The organism is Acanthopleuribacter pedis, from assembly GCF_017377855.1.
Taxonomy (GTDB): Bacteria; Acidobacteriota; Holophagae; order Acanthopleuribacterales; family Acanthopleuribacteraceae; genus Acanthopleuribacter; species Acanthopleuribacter pedis.
The window spans coordinates 54,493-71,619 of sequence record NZ_JAFREP010000027.1 but is presented as its reverse complement, the minus strand read 5'-3'; the positions used below and the strand labels follow the sequence as shown (position 1 = coordinate 71,619).

The 17,127-nt window shown below is 58.5% G+C and carries 13 protein-coding genes; 6 read left to right on the top strand and 7 right to left on the bottom strand.

The window, feature by feature from the left end; genetic code table 11:
• Positions 1-60: 60 nt before the first annotated feature.
• The 3 genes from J3U88_RS24990 to proB form a co-directional block, all read right to left on the bottom strand.
• Complete coding sequence (locus J3U88_RS24990) at positions 61-1,881, bottom strand: glycoside hydrolase family 15 protein (RefSeq protein WP_207861730.1); 1,821 nt, start codon at positions 1,879-1,881, stop codon at positions 61-63.
• Between the two features lie 310 nt (positions 1,882-2,191).
• Complete coding sequence (locus J3U88_RS24985) at positions 2,192-3,463, bottom strand: glutamate-5-semialdehyde dehydrogenase (protein ID WP_207861729.1); 1,272 nt, start codon at positions 3,461-3,463, stop codon at positions 2,192-2,194.
• Entirely contained in the window at positions 3,460-4,644 is a 1,185-nt protein-coding gene (gene proB, locus J3U88_RS24980) for a glutamate 5-kinase (protein WP_207861728.1), read from the bottom strand. The genes J3U88_RS24985 and proB overlap by 4 nt, the downstream gene beginning before the upstream one ends.
• 239 nt (positions 4,645-4,883) lie before the next feature.
• Here proB and serS point away from each other — a divergent pair, with 239 nt between their 5' ends.
• From serS to J3U88_RS24950, 6 genes are all read left to right on the top strand, one after another.
• Positions 4,884-6,158 (top strand): serine--tRNA ligase, encoded by a 1,275-nt coding sequence (gene serS / locus J3U88_RS24975; RefSeq protein WP_207861727.1) that lies wholly within the window; start codon positions 4,884-4,886, stop codon positions 6,156-6,158.
• 168 nt (positions 6,159-6,326) lie between these two features.
• Positions 6,327-7,511, top strand: a complete 1,185-nt coding sequence (locus J3U88_RS24970) for an acetyl-CoA C-acetyltransferase (protein ID WP_207861726.1) — start codon at positions 6,327-6,329, stop codon at positions 7,509-7,511.
• Positions 7,512-7,660: 149 nt separating this feature from the next.
• Positions 7,661-8,917 (top strand): phosphoribosylamine--glycine ligase, encoded by a 1,257-nt coding sequence (gene purD, locus J3U88_RS24965; protein WP_207861725.1) that lies wholly within the window; start codon positions 7,661-7,663, stop codon positions 8,915-8,917.
• A gap of 211 nt (positions 8,918-9,128) precedes the next feature.
• Positions 9,129-9,686 carry an HD domain-containing protein gene (locus tag J3U88_RS24960; protein WP_207861724.1) on the top strand — a complete coding sequence of 186 codons (558 nt, stop codon included), beginning with the start codon at positions 9,129-9,131 and terminating at the stop codon, positions 9,684-9,686.
• 135 nt (positions 9,687-9,821) lie between these two features.
• Positions 9,822-10,289 (top strand): GNAT family N-acetyltransferase, encoded by a 468-nt coding sequence (locus tag J3U88_RS24955; RefSeq protein WP_207861723.1) that lies wholly within the window; start codon positions 9,822-9,824, stop codon positions 10,287-10,289.
• A 59-nt stretch (positions 10,290-10,348) separates the two neighbouring features.
• Positions 10,349-10,585, top strand: coding sequence for a hypothetical protein (locus J3U88_RS24950; RefSeq protein WP_207861722.1), 237 nt, complete (start codon positions 10,349-10,351; stop codon positions 10,583-10,585).
• A gap of 107 nt (positions 10,586-10,692) precedes the next feature.
• Here the strand turns inward: J3U88_RS24950 and J3U88_RS24945 are convergent, their stop codons facing one another.
• The 4 genes from J3U88_RS24945 to J3U88_RS24930 form a co-directional block, all read right to left on the bottom strand.
• Positions 10,693-10,836, bottom strand: a complete 144-nt coding sequence (locus tag J3U88_RS24945) for a hypothetical protein (RefSeq protein WP_207861721.1) — start codon at positions 10,834-10,836, stop codon at positions 10,693-10,695.
• A gap of 263 nt (positions 10,837-11,099) precedes the next feature.
• Positions 11,100-11,693, bottom strand: coding sequence for a TetR/AcrR family transcriptional regulator (locus tag J3U88_RS24940; RefSeq protein WP_207861720.1), 594 nt, complete (start codon positions 11,691-11,693; stop codon positions 11,100-11,102).
• A gap of 1,708 nt (positions 11,694-13,401) precedes the next feature.
• Positions 13,402-15,180 carry a M4 family metallopeptidase gene (locus J3U88_RS24935; RefSeq protein WP_207861719.1) on the bottom strand — a complete coding sequence of 593 codons (1,779 nt, stop codon included), beginning with the start codon at positions 15,178-15,180 and terminating at the stop codon, positions 13,402-13,404.
• 518 nt (positions 15,181-15,698) lie between these two features.
• Positions 15,699-17,072, bottom strand: a complete 1,374-nt coding sequence (locus J3U88_RS24930; protein WP_207861718.1) for a hypothetical protein — start codon at positions 17,070-17,072, stop codon at positions 15,699-15,701.
• Positions 17,073-17,127: the final 55 nt, after the last annotated feature.

Here is a 17,127-nt window from a genome sequence, read left to right as displayed (position 1 = left end):
TTTGCTCCGCACGACGAGGGGGCCGCCGAGGAAATGTTCGGAACAAACACGGGTTACCGATTATTGATCAGATGCTTGTGTTGATGTGCGGTAGTACCGGGGGTTAAAAAAGCCGTGGCCTTCGTCGTGACGGGCAAGGGCGAAGGCCGCGTTGATCAAGCCGACATGAGAGTAGGTTTGCGGGAAGTTGCCCCAGAGTTCGCCCGTTTTGGGGTCCAGATCCTCGCTGTACAGGCCGAGTGGGTTCGCGTTGGCGAGCAAGGTGTTGAACAGGGCTTCGGCTTCCGCGCGACGTCCGAGACGGGCGTAGGCCTCGGCCAGCCAGAAGGAACAAATCAAAAACGCGTTTTCGGTAGCGCCGAAATCGTCCTGCATGGTGTAGCGGTGGATCAAGCCGTTACCGGCGTCGAGGCGGCGAGCGATGGCGTCCACATGGCGATGGGCGCGCGGGTTGTCGCGGTCGAGGTAACCCAAATTAATCATCATTAATAAGGATGCGTCGAGGGCGTCGACCTCGGCGGCGATGGTGTAGGCGCCGAGTTGTTCGTCCCAACAGCGGTCTTCAATTAAGGCTGAAGCGCGCCGGTGAAGTGCCTCGGCTTTGGTTTTCAGCTCGGGTAGATCGTGGGTTTCGCCGATTTGGTGGACCATCGAGGCGCCCGCCCAGTGCATTAATAAGGTAAAGGTGTGCAGTTGGGCGATGCCGCGGAACTCCCACAGACCGGCGTCCTTGGCTTCCAGGTAGGTTTCGATGTGGTTGAGCAGGCGGGTGATCAGGGTGATCGGCATGCCCTGTTCGGGATTGATAAAGCGCCGATCCAGGAACAACTGGCTGATAGCGAGGATCAACTCGCCGTAGACATCGTGCTGAAGGTGTTCGTAGGCTTGGTTGCCGATGCGCACCGGTTGGTGCCCGCGATAACCTTCGAGATGGTCGAGGATGTGTTCGATCAAAGCGTGTTCGCCGCTAATCCCGTAAACCGGTTGCAGGCGTGTTTCACCGTCCTGGCTCACCTCGGTGAGGTTGCGTAGGTAGCTGACAAAACCTTCCAGTTCCTCGAACTGGGTCAGCCGTTGTAGTGCCAGCAGCGAGAACATGGCGTCGCGCATCCAGCAATAGCGGTAATCCCAGTTACGCACCGTGCCGTGGGCCTCGGGAATGCTGGTGGTGGTGGCGGCGATGATGGCGCCGGTATCCTCGAACTGGTGAATTTTGAGCACGAGCGCGGAGCGGATCACGGCGTCTTGGTACTCCAGCGGCAGGTAGCAGTGTTTGACCCAGGTTTGCCAGTACTGGATGGTGCGTTCCAGGAACTCTTTGCAGGTGTGTTCCAGGTTGGCTTCCAGGGGTTCGCCGTAGCTGAGCACGAAGTAAAGCGGTTCGCGCAGCACCATGTCCCGTTGTTCGGCGATCATGGAAAGCGAAGCGTTGGTGGTTAGGCGAAGTTCCTGGTCGAGTCCGTTGTAGCGAATGTGGTTGCTGCCGAAAACGGGCGTGGGCGTGACCCGGCCGTAGTCGCCCTTGGGTTCGATTTCCACGCGAATCACGGGTTCGCCGCTGAGCGGCCGCACGATCCGAAAGAGTTTGGTGGGTTTGTGGTAGCGCTCGAAAAGCACAAAACGCGGCGCGAAATCGATGATTTCGAAGCGGCCGCGATCCGTGGTGAACTCGGTGCGCAGCACGTTGGTGTTCACCAGGTAGCTTTGTTCGCCGCGGCTGTCGTCCCCGGGCGAGATGCGGAAGCGTCCGCCGTGGTTGCTGTCCAGCAAACCACCGAAGAGGAAGCTGGAATCGAAACGCGGCCAACAGAGCCAGGCGACGTTTCCATTAGGGTCGATCAAGGCGTTGTATTGGCAGTTGCCCACCAGGCCGTAGTCCATAAAGTCCGTCCTTGGGGTGTCACACCAAAAATACCGTCACGGTCGCGCGATGCACGAGCAGGCAAGAGGGGGCCGTCGCGGTGGTCGATCCGGTTCGACGGTGGTGAAACAAAATGTAAGCGGCCCCGCGTTGTTGCCGAGCCCATGAAGAAGGGCACCGATGCCAAAGATAAATCGCGGGTGATCTTGTGACCCCGTCACCCGCGCGGCGAATCGGAAAAAGGTACGGCAAAAAGGCAGAGTCGGCCATTATTGTAGCGGAAAATGAAAACTTTTGTGGCGCTCTTGCCTTTTTGCCCGGCGCCGTGGGTTAGTCGCGGGTGTGGCCGTCGCCGAGCACCACAAACTTCTCCGTCGTCAGCGAAACCAGCCCCATCGGGCCGTAAGCGTGGAGCTTTGTCGTGGATATGCCGATTTCGCAACCAAGCCCCAACTGGCCGCCGTCGTTGAAGCGCGAGCTGGCGTTGACCAGCACGGCGGAGGCGTCCACGTCTCGTAAAAACCGTTCCGTGGTCCTGCGATTCTGGCTACAAATCACCTCACTGTGGTTGGAACCGTAGGTTTCGATGTGGTCCAGCGCGGCATCGTAGCTGTCCACCACTTTGACGGCGATGATCAGGTCGAGGTATTCGGCGTGGTAATCGTCGTCTGTGGCGGCGAGGACCTGATCGCTGAAGGCCTGGGTGCGCGGGCAGCCGCGTACTTCAACGCCTTTTTCGGCCAAGGCTTCCAGCGCACGTGGCAAAAAGGCGTCGGCGATGTCGGCGTGGACCAACAGGGACTCGAGCGCGTTACACACGCCGGGCCGTTGGGTTTTGCCATTGATTAGCAAGGCGACGGCTTGATCCAGGTCGGCGTCGGCGTCGACGTACAGGTGGCACACGCCCTTGTAGTGTTTGATGACGGGGATGCGGCTCGTGCGACTGACAAAACGAATCAATCCTTCGCCGCCGCGCGGAATGACCAGGTCGATTTCTTCTTCAAGCGTCAGCAGATGGTTCATGGCGGCGCGGTCGGTGGTGGGCACCAGCGAAACAGCCGCGGCTTCAAATCCGTGGGCTTCCAGCGCATGGCCGATTTGCGCCGCCAGCGCGTGGTTCGAGTGAAAGGCTTCCTTGCCGCCCCGCTGGATGATGCCGTTGCCGGCCTTGAGCGCCAAAACCGCGGCGTCGATGGTGACGTTGGGTCGCGATTCGTAAATCATACAAATCACACCCAGCGGGATGCGCATTTTACCCACTTGGATCCCGTTGGCTTGCGGCCTTAAATCGCTGATCGCTCCCACGGGATCGGGCAAGGTCGCCACCTGGCGAACGGCGTCGGCGATGCTTTTGATACGTTTTGCATCCAGCCGCAGGCGGTCGACCATGGCGGCGCTGAGACCGTAACCCGGCGCGGCGTCGAGGTCCCTTTGGTTGGCGGCCAAGATCGCTTCGGTTTCGGCCTCGAGTCGGTCGGCGAGGTCGCGCAACATCCGGTTCTTTTGCGCGGTGGTGGCGCGGGCCGGGCCGCGCGCGGCTTTGCGACAGGCGCGCGCCATGGTGGTCAATGCCTCGGTTTGAAAAGCTTGCTGCGTGCTCATTCGGACTCCTCCTCGGCGACCGGTTCGACCGGCATTCCGGTGACCAGATCGTTGCGGTGAATAATCACCGGCGTGTAGGCGTAACCGAGGCGCGCGCGAATGTCGCTGCTCTGGCCGCCTTTTATTTGGTTAAGGTCGGCATGATTGTACTGCACAATGCCTTTGCCCAATACCTCTTCACCAGATTCACCTGCATAGACGACTGTCACGGCGTCGCCGCGCTGGAAAGAACCGCTGCAAGCGGTCACCCCGGAAGGCAGCAGCGAGGCGCCCTCGGTGAGCAAGGCGCGGCGTGCGCCGGCATCGACTTCAACCGTGCCCTGCACCTGCAACGCGTGGCTGATCCAATGTTTTTTGGCGGCTTGCGCTTGAGCGGTGCGGTGGAAAAAGGTGCCGTCGGCCTTTTCATTTAATAAATGATCGATGGCCTGGCCGCGTTTGCCGTTGAGAATGACGGTGTTGATGCCGCGGTCGGCGGCTTTGCCCGCGGCTTGGAGTTTGGTAATCATGCCGCCGGTGCCGACGCTGCTACCGCTCCCGCCGGCAAGGCACAGAATCGATCCGTCCACTTGATGAACTTCGCGAATCAGGTCGGCCTCGGGGTTTTTGCGGGGATCGGCGTCGTACAGGCCGTCGATGTCGCTGAAAATAAGCAGCAAATCGGCCTCAATTAACACCGCGACATGGGCGGCGAGGTTGTCGTTATCGCCGACCTTCAGTTCCTCGACCGCGACCGTATCGTTTTCGTTCACAATCGGCAGCGCGCCCATGCCCAGCAACGAAAGCAGGGTGTTTTTGGCGTTCACAAAACGCTTGCGGTGGTGAATATCGTCGTGGGTTAAAAGAATTTGGGCACAGGGAAAATCGAAAAAGCGTGACCACAGTTGCATCAACCGCGTTTGCCCCATGGCGGCCAAGGCCTGCTTCTCAACGAGCGAACGCGCCCCCGGTCGACTTTTGGGATAAAAAGACCGGCCCGCGGCGACGGCGCCGGAACTGACCAGCACAATTTCTTTGCCCTCGCGTTTCTTTTCCGCGATCAAACGGGCCAGCGGCAACAGGTAACGGGTGCTCGTGCCTTGCCCCTCGGGCGCCAACAAGGCGCTGCCTACTTTAATGACGGCCCGTTTCCAGGGCGGCAGCGGATAAGGTCCCGTGTGATTCGGTTCGTGTTCGCCCATGCCGGCCCCCTTGTGCTGCAATGCGGTAAAGAGCGCATTATACCCAGGTCCCGACGCGGAAGGAACCGCTTGCAGGGTGTTGCCTTCCGGTTTGCGCGGTGGGAAACCGCGAACAGGGGATACCGTCGCATGAACAGATACGTTATGCTAGGTGCCGAATGCGAAATCCGGTGCGCTTCCACCCCGGTATTCGGGTGAACCGGTTTGGAAACCGCCGCACCTTCATAAAGGAAACCCTCATGTTCGATGTCAAATTGTTGCGCGATGATCTCGAATCCGTCGAAGCCATGTTGCGGGCGCGCCACGCAAAAATCGATCTGTCCGCGTTTGCCGCGCTGGACCAACGACGCCGCGATCTGATTAAAGAGACCGACAACCTGAAGTCGGAACGCAAGACGCAATCCAAAAAGATCGGCCAAATGATGAAGGCCGGTGAAGACGTGGAACCCATAAAAGCCGAGGTTGCCAAAATCGGCGACCGCATCAAAGAACGGGACGGCGAATTGTCCCAATGCAACAGCGATCTGGACGAACTGCTGGCCGGTATTCCCAACATGCTCGACGCGAGCACGCCCGCCGGCAACAGTGAGGACGACAACGTCCAAGTAGCGATCCACGGCGAACCCACGACATTCGATTTTAAACCCAAGGACCACGTCGACCTGGGGACCGCACTCGGCTTGATGGATTTTGAACGGGCCGCCAAGGTCGCGGGCGCGCGTTTTTGTGTCCTGCGTGGCGACGCCGCGCGCTTGGAACGCGCGCTGATTAACTTTATGTGCGACGTCCACCGAGAGCAGGGTTATTTCGAGGTGATGCCACCGTTCATTGTCAACGGTGACAGCATGTTCGGCACGGGCCAGTTCCCCAAAATGAAAGAGGACAGCTTCCACCTCGCAGGCAGCGATTACCATCTCATCCCGACCGCCGAGGTTCCGGTCACCAACATTCACCGCGACGAAATCCTCAAAGAAAATCAATTACCTTTGAACTACCAGGCGTTTACGCCTTGTTTTCGTTCCGAGGCCGGTTCCTACGGCCGTGATACGCGCGGTTTGATCCGCCAGCACCAATTCAACAAAGTAGAAATGGTGAAGTTCGTCCTGCCGGAAAACAGCGAGGCCGAACACGAGAAGTTACGCGACGATGCGGAAGAGATTCTGCGCCGTCTCGAATTGCCCTACCGCGTCATGCTGCTTTGCTCGGCGGACGTCAGTTTCGCCGCCGCCAAATGTTACGACCTGGAAGTATGGTTGCCCGGCCAGCAGGCCTACCGCGAGATTTCCAGCTGCAGTAATTTTGGCGATTTCCAAGCACGTCGCGCCAAGATCCGCTACAAAGGTGCGTCCGGCAAAGGCCTGGTCCACACCATTAACGGCAGTGGTCTTGCCATCGGCCGCACCCTGGTGGCGGTCCTCGAAAATTACCAAAACGCGGACGGAACCATTCGGATTCCCGACGCGTTGCAGCCCTACATGGGGAACCAAACCCTGATCCAAAAACAATCGATTTAGGCATCGCTCCGTGGTGCCCGCTTTTAACCGCAACCAGAGCTGGAAACGTCCGAAGAACCGCATCCAACCCGAGGGGGGTGTTCCCATCAAACATGGGAGCCAGGGGATCGCGGGGACGCAGCACGGCGATGTGCCGCGCCTGGCTCGAGACCATTTCAAGGAGTTATCATGACGCGAGAAGTAGTCATTGTCAGTGCCGTGCGCACCCCGATTGCCAATTTCCAAGGTGCCTACAGCAGCTTGAGCGCGGTCCAGTTGGGAACCGCCGCCGTGAAAGCGGCCGTTGAACGGGCCGGTGTCGACGTTGCCGAAATTGACGAGGTAATCATGGGCAATGTGTTGCCCGCCGGTTTGGGCCAGAACCCAGCCCGTCAGGTTGCCATCCACGCCGGGCTCCCCGAATCCGTCGGTGCGTTCACGGTTAACAAGGTTTGTGGCTCCGGTTTGAAAAGCGTGATGTTGGCCGCGCAGGCGATTCGCGCCGGTGACTACGATTGCGCCGTGGCCGGCGGCATGGAAAGCATGACCAACGCGCCGTACCTCTTGCCCAAGGCCCGCCAAGGCATGCGCATGGGCCATCAGCAAGTGGTCGATTCCATGATTAACGACGGTTTGTGGGACATTTACAACGATTTCCACATGGGCATTACCGGCGAAATGGTCAGCGAAAAGTACAACGTGAGTCGCGAGCGCATGGACGAATACGCCTTGGCTTCTCAGCAAAAAGCGGTCGCCGCCGTGGAAGCCGGTCGTTTCAAGGAAGAGATCACGCCGGTATCCGTGCCCCAGCGCAAGGGTGACCCCGTGGTGGTCGACACAGATGAATCACCCCGTGCAAGTTCCACCTACGAAAAACTCGCCAAAATGCGTCCCGCCTTCAAAAAAGACGGGACGGTCACCGCGGGCAACGCTTCCAGCATCAACGACGGTGCCGCCGCGTTGGTCGTCATGGCGGCAGAAAAAGCGGAGGCTCTGGGCTTGAAACCGCTGGCCAAAATTGTCGACTACACCACTTCCGGTCTCGCGCCCGAGTGGGTCATGATGACCCCGGTTCCCGCCACCCAGAAATTGTTCAAGAAAACGGGCTGGGCGCCCGGCGACGTAGACCTCTTTGAATTCAATGAAGCTTTCGCGGTTCAAGCCTGTGCCGTGGTTGACGAACTCTCGGTTGATCCCGAGAAGGTAAACGTTAACGGCGGCGCGGTTGCCCTGGGTCACCCCATCGGTGCCTCGGGCGCGCGTATCCTGACCACGCTGATTTACGCGCTCAAACAGCGCGACCTCAAACGCGGTGTCGCGTCCTTGTGTATGGGCGGCGGCAACGGTTTGGCCATCGGTGTCGAGTTGGTTTAACAACCGCGGGCCTTCCTCTTGGTCCCCATCGCTTTGCCAAGGCACCGCCCCTGGTACGCGATGGGCGCGGGCGGAAGGCCTTTTTTGGTTCTTGTTGGCAACGCGGGTTTTGTCCCGCTCCGTGTTTTGGATAGGGTTGAGGGTGATTTATGAAAGTGCTGATTATGGGATCAGGCGGCCGTGAACACGCGTTGGGCTGGAAAATCAAACAGTCCCCGCTGCTGACCGACCTATTTTTCGTTCCGGGCAACCCCGGTACCGCCGAACTGGGCCAAAACGTGGCGCTTGACGGCGACGACGCCCTGGTGGATTTCGCGCGTGAGCATCGCTTGGATTTGGTGGTGGTGGGCCCCGAGTTGCCCTTGGTCAACGGGATTGCCGACCGTCTTGCCGAGGTGGGCGTGCCCTGTTTCGGACCTTCCGCGGCGGCGGCGCGTTTGGAAGGCAGTAAGGCCTTTGCCAAAGAGGTGATGGATGCGACCAGTATTCCCACCGCGGCCTATCAGACCTTTACCGAACTCGATCCGGCGCTGGCGTATGTGGCCGAGCAAAACCTGCCGATTGTGGTCAAAGCCGACGGCTTGGCCGGCGGTAAAGGTGTGACCATCTGCCAAACCGAGCAAGAGGCGGGCGAAGCCTTGCGCGAGGCATTGGAAGGCGGTCGTTTCGGCGACGCGGGTCGCACGGTTGTGGTTGAGGAGTTTTTGACCGGGACCGAGGCCTCGGTTCACCTGATTTGTGACGGCGAGCGCATTGTGCCCTTGATTACGGCCCAGGACCACAAAACGCTTTACGAGGATGGGAAAGGTCCCAATACCGGCGGGATGGGGACCTTTGCGCCTAGCCCGATGGTGACACCCGAGCTGATGACCCGCATCGAGGAAGAAATCGCGGCCCCGGTTATGAAGCACATGAACGATCAGGGTCAACCCTTTCGCGGTGTGTTGTTCGCCGGATTGATGTTGACCTGGAACGGCCCCAAGGTGTTGGAATTCAACGTGCGTTTCGGTGATCCCGAAACCCAGGTGTTACTGCCCCTCTTGGAAAGCGATTTACTGCCGATCCTGCACCAAGCCGCGACCGGCAACTTGCGCACGGAACCGGCCCTAAAATGGCGCGGCGGCCACGCGGTGTGTGTGGTGTTGGCCGCGGACGGTTACCCGCGCTCACCACGCAAAGGCGACAAAATTACCGGCGTCGGTGCCTACGAACAAGGCGTCGTCTTTCAAGCGGGTACCAAACGGGACGGTCACGGCGGCTTGGTTACCAACGGGGGCCGGGTTCTGGGCCTGACCGCATGGGACCAAAGCCTGCAATCGGCGCGTACCCGGGCCTATCAGCTTGTGGACAAAATCGACTTTGCCGGCAAGCATTATCGCCGCGATATCGGCGGTGCCTCGCGTTAACAAAGATCGCACGAAGGACGCCAATTCTTTTGCTAGGCCGGTCCGTGGCGGCCGACCCGACGTTGGGACTGTTACCCCACGCGGGTGTCGGTCGCGCCTGCCTTTCCGCTGAAATCTTCATGAAAACGCCACGGGGCGTCGATAGTTAAGGTAAGGGAAAAAATGCCCTGTCGCACGGGGTTGAAGTGACGGCATTGATCTGGGGACGACCATGGGGAATACGCCTGATTTCGTTATGTCTGGTGCGTTGTTGCGCGCCGTTTATTTTGCTTCGCAAAAACACCGCGATCAGCGGCGCAAGGATCCTGCCGCATCGCCCTACATCAACCACCCGGTCGAGGTGGCCTACATTTTGTGGTTTGAGGGCGGTGTGCGTGACGAGGCCGTCTTGGTTGGCGCCGTGCTGCACGATACGGTGGAAGATACCGATACCTCGCTGGAGGAGGTCGCCCGGGTTTTCGGCGAAACGGTGTGTGGTTACGTCGATGAGGTGAGTGACGACACCAGTTTGTCGCGCAAAGAGCGCAAGGCGGCGCAATTGGAACACGCGGCGCATATTAGCCAGGGCGCGCGTTTGATCAAACTCGGCGATAAAATTAGCAATGTCCGGGATATTGTGCGGGCCGCACCCAAGGGTTGGAGCGACGCGCGTTGCGCCGAGTATTTCAACTGGTGCAAAGCCGTGGTGGACCGCATGCGTGGTACCAATGCCCATCTTGAGGCGGCCTTCGATACCGTTTACCAAGAACACATCGGCGACTTTGCGTAACGTCGTTGTAGCCTAGAGACTTGGCTAAAATCACCGCGCGTGATCGCGCTTCTTAGGTCTTATGCTTGGTCCCAATATGCGATAAGCTTAGGCGACATTTGTGTTGGTTTTGCTTTATTGGGGATCGAGGGCGATGTGTTTGATGATTTGACGTTGTTTCAGGGTGAAGTGGTTCCACCCGAGAAGTTGCAACCCCTGTACGCGGGGATTTCCGAGGATTGGGGCCGTAAGGGGTTACCGCCGGTGGCGCAGCAGGCGTTGACGCTGTTGCTCGAGAACGCCGAGGGCACGGTGGTGGGTGGTTTCTACGGCGCCACCTATTGGCAGTGGTTGGAAATTGTGGCGCTATGGGTTCAACCGGAATTGCGCGGTCGGGGCTACGCCCGTGAGCTGGTGTTGCTCGGCGAGAAAGAAGCGGCGAGACGCGGCTGCCGCGGCGCTTTTGTGGATACCTTTAGTTTTCAGGCGCGCGGTTTTTACGAGAAGTTGGATTACACCGTGTTTGGGGTGCTGCCGAATTTCCCGGCGCAACACGAACGGTTTTACCTGAGGAAAATCTGGGGTCTTACCGACGAGGCGGCACCGGCCGAGGGCGGCTTCTGATGGAAGAGGAACGCAAACCGGTTGAAGAAAGGCGGCGCCGCAAGCAAACCGAGGTGATTATGCCGGAAGGTACCGGCGAGATGGAATTGCGCGTGGATGGTGCGGTGGAATACCGCCGACACGCGCTGGGAATGATCCTGTTTGGCGCGGTGCTCGTGATCGGCATTTTGGCGTTTCCCGCGTTTTTGAATTCACGGTACGGTGTCATGATGTTTGTAGCTGGAATCGGTTTCATCGGCTGGGGCGGGATTCGGCTACTCGAGGTTCACGGTGATGAAGGCGGCTCGACCGAGTAAGTCGCAAGGCCGCTCCCTCGTCATCGCATGGGTTGCCCCGTAGTAGAACGCCTTGCGAGACATGCGGGTTAGTTACAGGGGACCGGGGCCAGTTCATCCAGCACGCGTTACATGCCTTCGATGCCGTTGGCCGCCATCACCACCATGTTGCCGCCGTAGCCGGACATGAAGGTTGATTGGACCGTGCATCCGTTGCTGCGCTGCATGGGCGCCGACCAAAAACCGTGGCGGTAGCGTTGCGGCAAGCCCAACCAAGCATCGCCGGTTGGGTGGCGCCCCACCGCCAAAAAACGGGTGCTGTGTTCCGTCTTCTCGCCGGGCGGACAACCTGAAAAGGCGCGCAAAACGCGGGAGAAGTGCGGGCAAGGGTGGGTGTTTCGGGGAGACCAAAATCCTTTGCCGAATCAAAAGATTTTCCCGAAAACGTGCCTTTTTAAAATGGGGTGGTCGTACTTAGCGAAAGATGCTTCTGTCGGTCGTTGGGTTGGTGATGAAAACGGATGAACGCGCGGTTTTACCCAAGGGTTTCGACAAAAGTTTTTTTGGCGACATCTTGCAGGTGTTGGGTGTAGGCCGCGTGCTCCCAGCCGCGCTCCTGCACAAGCAGTTCCCAATTGCGCACGGAGAGTAAGGTCCACAGCATGTCGGTGGCGGTGTCGACGGTCCAGGGCGCGGCGAGGCGTCCGTCGGCTTCGACGTGGCGAATGGCGGCCTCGCAACCCTCGCGCATGTCCTGCATCCGGTCGCGCCAGGCGTCGGCGGCGGCTTCGTCGGTGTCCATTGCAAGCAGCAAGGCCTTGGCGGTGGGATAAATTTCGGGGATGTACTCGCCCCACATGGCGATGTAGCGTGCGAGGCGGGTAACGCCGTCGGGTGCATTGCGTGACGGAGCGAGCCGTTCCGGCAGGCCGAGTTGTTCGTCGATGAACTTGGTGGTCGCCTCGAGTAGTTCGGTGCGCGAGCTGTAATGCAGGTAAACCGCTTGGCGAGAAATCCCGGCGGCCTTGGCGATGTCACCCATGCGCACGCCTTTGCCATTACTTTGGATCAGGAGTTCGGCGGTCGCCTGGAGGATGTTGTGGGCGGTGTTGCGGTCAGTTTTCGGCATGAGGCTAAGGTTACCGAAGGGTTGACATAGTGTCAAGGTCGGTGATCGGCCGTGGGTCGTTCTATTCGCACATTTATGCGTTGATCCATCGTCTTTTGACGATCCTCGCCTGGGAATTACCTGGATAGGGTGTCGGCTCCTTCGGAGCCTTTCCGTTCGTGAGCCCCCATTGGGGTGATAAACGGATGTGGTGGTATGTTCGTCCGGGCTTTGATCCGGCAAACCCCACTGGGTTGATATGCGGATGTGGCGGAATAATTGTAGGGGCTTTGATCCGGCGAACCCCAACGGGTTGAAATGCGAATGTGGCGGAATGTTTGCCGGGGCTTTGATCCGGCGAACCCCACCGGGTTGATATGCGGATGTGGCGGAATGTTTGTAGGGGCTTTAATCCGGCGAACCCCACCGGGGTCGCACACCGTGAACCATGGACCATAACTAATTTAAATCGTGAACCGGAGGTGAACCTCGACTGGTTGCGCTGAAGGCGCATAGGCGCCGAGGGCGCCGGTGATTTCAGCCCAGATCAAAGGGTTGTAAAACAACCCTTTGCTCTGGGTCCCCGGGGGTTCCCGTCGTGCAGGCCGCTGAAGGCGCCGGCCAAACAACACCCAACCAAACCCAACAAATCAACACCATCCACACCCAACCAAACCCAACAAATCAACACCATCCACACCCAACCAAACCCAACAAATCAACACCATCCACACCCAACCAAACCCAACAAACCAACACCACCCCAAAACCGACCCTGACGCCATGAAACGCCGCGGGCTTGAACCCCAGGCGCCTCTGGTGTCAACGCCTTCAGCGTTTTCCGCTTCGTGAACCCCCGAGACCCAGGGTACGACCATTTTCAATGGTCGTACCCGGGGCTGACCTATTGCCCTCCTTCAGAGGGCGTCCAGGGTGGCGAGGCGGAGCCTCGCATTCATTCAAAGCATGGTCCGTGGATGAGGTGGTGCGGCCCGCTCCGGGGCGCGCCGGGTCGGCAATGGTCCAAAGAGGGCGTTCCGGTCTGATCAAAGAGTTGTGAAACAACCGTTTGTTCTGGGTACCAGGGGGGTGCGTTGTGTAGACGCTGAAGGCGTCGGCCCCACAACCTTCGGGGTTCACGGTGCCAATTCCAGCCGGAGCATGGTCCGTGGATGAGGTGGTGCGGCCCGCTCCGGGGCGCGCCGGGTCGGCAATGGTCCAAAGAGGGCGTTCCGGTCTGATCAAAGAGTTGTGAAACAACCGTTTGTTCTGGGTCCCCGGGAGTTCACGTCGTGTAGACGCTGAAGGCGTCGGCCCCACAACCTTCGGGGTTCACGGTGCCAATTCCAGCCGGAGCATGGTGCGATTCGCCGGGGAAAATTAGCCCGCATTTCTCACAAGGATTCGTCGCGAGAAGCAGAAAGCCTTGTGAGTACGAAGAATACGACCGAGAGACGGCGCAGGGGTCCGACCTTTCGGCGTAGCAGCGCTACGGCGAAGGCGGCTCGACCGAGTAACGCGGAAGGCCGCCCCCTCGTAATCGCATGGCTTTCGGCTTCGTAGCAGAATTCCTTGTGAGAAATGCGGGTTAGGTCCAAGGTAGCTCATGGTGAGCCATCCGGGCACCCACCCAAACACAAAAAACGGCAGCCACCCGAGGGCGACTGCCGAACCTTGGTTTTCCTATTTTCCGTTGAGGGAATGTTGGATAGGAACTGTTAATCCTCGCTTACTGGAGGCAGACGGTGTACTCGCCGGAGCCGCTGTAGCGAGCGACGCGGATACGGTAGCTGAAAGAAGAAGACAGCGTGGCGGTAACGCTTTCGTCAGAAGTGTAACTGGTGCTGGAAGCGATGTTGCGCCATGAGCGGCCACCGTTGGTGGAACGTTGCAGGTACAGGTCGAAATCGGTGCCGGACGGACCGGAGAGGTTGACGGTAGTGCTGCCGGAGCCGGAGATGGTGTAGAAGTCTTCCGTGTTGGAAGAAGACAAGGTGCCGGTGGCGCAGTCATCGCCGCCGCCGTTGTCGCTTGTTCCGACGCCAACCGCGGTCCAGGCGTCGGCCACGGAAGCGGAGATGGAGGAACCGTAGAGGTCTTCAGCAGCGCGAATGCTGGCGGCGCGCATGTCGGCAAAGGTGGCGTTGGCGGTCAAGTAACCTTGAACCTGAGCGCGGTAGAAGATTTGTTGGGCACGGGCGTTGCCGATGGCGGAAACAACCGTGGACGTTTTACCGCGCGGGTGGCTGCCACCCTGTGACATCAGGTAGAACGCGAGGTTCATGATACCGGAGTTGAGGTGGACGCCGCCGTTGTCTTGGCTTCCGGTGTAACGCTCGGGGTAGTAGTCATAAGACTGGTTGTCGCGGGTGGGGTTGTTCATGTAACGCAACGCGTCGCCGGGTGTATTTGGGGTGTAAACTTCCTCGCCGATCAGCCAGGTGTCGCTGTTCACGCCACTGGTGTAGATGGTCGCACCGACGCCGAAGATGTCGGAGTAAGCTTCGTTCAGCGCACCTGATTCGTTGGCGTAAACCAATTTTGATTCATAATCGGTCACACCGTGGCCAATTTCGTGGGCGATCACGTCGAGGGATTCACAAAAGTTGCCCCAGCTCGTGCCGTCGCCGTCACCGCAGATCATCACGTCCTGAGAAGAACTCCAGCTCGCGCTGCCTTCGTGAACGATGGCGCGCATGATGCCGCCTTGGTTGTCGTAAGAATCGCGACCAAAGGTGCTGAGGAAGTAGTTGTAGGTGGTGCCGAGCTGGTTGTAAACCGTGTTGGCGTAAGCATCACCGGAGATGGTGGGGTCGCCTTCCGAGCGGGCAAGCGCGTAGTTGTTGCTGTTGGGGTCGGGCAGGTAAATGGCACGGCTAAGGGCGCCGCAGAGTTGTGGCCAGCGTACGAAGCGGTTTTGGCCGGTAGCGTCGGCGAAGATCGCGTCTTCGTTCATCTTCTCGCCGTCGTTGTAGAACAGGGTCATTTTGTAAGCCAAGAAGGCTTCGCCGTTTTCGTCGGCGACATAGGTCAGTTCGGGTTTCGCGACCATCTCGTAGGCTTTGATGTTGTGCTTTTCCAAAACGTTGGCGACCGCTTCGTCGGCGGTGATGGTGGGGCTGAGCGCGGTACGGTCGGTGTTGGCCAGAAGACCGTTCATGTAAAAAATGCTGCCCGCGCTGTCGCTGTGTACCACGACTTCGGCGCCTTCAACGGGCATGCCGTTGATGAACTGACCGACTTTGGTGTGTTTCATGCCGAGGTCGTCCCATTCGGTGCGGGTAACGTCCAGCGTTTCAATGGCGCGTTTGTTGCGGCTGGGGGCTACCTGTTGTTGAACAAATGCTGCTTCAGAGCCGGCCTTTTTGCCAATGCCCAATTCGCCAAGGTTGCCTTGGACGTACATGGTCTTGCCACGAGAAAACTCTTGTTTGTGTAAGGCCGGGGTTTGGGCGATCAAAGTCAACGAAAATAAAAAGCACAGCACGAGCGATGCATAGAATCTCATGTGGAACTCCTCTGGTGTTTTCAAAGCGATCAGATGCCTGGAATGAAAGCGGGTAGACAGTCCGATCTGGATGAGACGGTTTCTGGTGAATCGAGAATCCGCGAAGTGAGCGCTTCGGGAAAGGTCACGCGAAACAAGCGGCGGTTGGCGGCCGATTTTCCCGTTGCGCGGTGGTCAGCGATCACCGTGCGTTGGCTCCGAGCAAGAGCCGAACGGATGGGAAGAACCTGCCGAATCCGGTTGCCGCGTGTGCTTGAACCGTCTTCACAAGGGATAGCGATAAAAGTTAGGTAAATTTTTCGAAAAGTTTTAAAAAAGTTGCGGTTTGTTTGTAATGAGCTGTAATAAATAGGTTTGTGTGGTTGGGGATTCTTAGTTGCCATACCGCTCGGTTGGCGAATGCTGCCAACGTAAAGGTTCTGCGGCCCTCATGCCCCTGTGCGGCATAGGGTGCGTTTGGGTGCCGTTTCGATAGGCAAGAACTTTGCTTAGGCGGAAAAAATCGTTGGACAAGGAGATTAATGCGCGTTTTTCCAGAAAGGAATGTAGCGGGTTGGGGGCCGGTCGTCTCGGACGCGGTCTTCATCACCCTCCAACGGTTTTTTGGTGATGGTTAAAAGATGGCGGCCGGTGGGGAGGTCGTCACAGGGAATATAGGCCAGCAGGCATGGTAGTCCGCTGACGGGATCCCGTGAGAACAGGAACTCGGGGTTGAGGACCTGCCCGTTGCGTTCCACGGTGATCCATTGACTGAAACACGCCAGCAGCGCCGCGCGTTCTTCGAGATCGCCGTTGTTGGCCGCGCTCCCGAAACGAAAACCTTCTTGCCGCATGGGTTTCAAATCGGGACAAAAAGCCGCCATGCGTTCGTTGTCTCGCTTGAGGCTGAGTGGAATCGTGAGCCGCAAATAGTCGTCCGATATCATATCGCTCTGAATGCTGGGTTCCTGCGACAGGACGCCTGGCAAGCGGCGATTTTCGTAGTGTTCCGGGTAGGCGCTGGTTTCCAGGCCGTGGGCCGGGGTCCATATGTCACTGGTCATGGTCACCATACCCGACCCGATGAGAATGCTACCGACCGCGCACAAGATCGCCGTGTACATCAGCACCAGGTTGGCGACGACCACCCATCGCCGCGGTACATTGGTGGATTGGGTCCATTGAATCGGTGAGGCGACAAACGCCAGGGAAAACAGGTACCCGACCTCACATAACTTCAGCGCAAACTGGTAGCGCTTCGGGTGGCGGTCGGCCCAGTCTGGATCGTCGGCCAAGGGTCTGGAGAGCATCGCGGCCAGAATCCGGGTTCCGAAGCCAATGCTCATAACAATAATAAAGGCCGCCAGCATCAACCACAGCGGGTTGAAATGAGGGGTGATTTGGTAGGCGATCAGAATAAAAATCAGGGTGATGACGGCGCATGCGGTGTATTGGGCGATCAGCACAAAAATGAGACTGAACATCATGGAAAACATGAGGCTACAGGCGGCATCGACCTTTTTCGTAAGGTTTTGAACCGAATCACCGCGCGTCTGATAAAGGGCTTTTTCAATTGCCGCGCCTTTCCAATGATCCCAGCGGATGCCGTTGGGAAACACCGCGTTTAAGCCCAGCAGACCCACCCAAAAACCGCGCAGGATGAAGTGAAGCGAAAAGCAAAGAATCACGGGATAAAGCACGACCAACCCGCAGTAATAAAACATGTAGGGCACCATAAACCAGCTTCGGCTTAGGTGGGGCGCGATTTCCGCCGCCCAGCCACTGAGAATCGCGGGTAGCTGCAGAAGGGCGACGATGACCGCCCCGGAAATGACGAGTTCGAGTTCGCGGGTGCTCCAGCGGCCGACGGCCGATGCCGCGCTGGTGGTTAGTTGCTTGGCTTCATTGGACATGGCAGTTCCTGACCTCAACGAATAAAGATCCCATTACCGGTATCATAAGGGACTT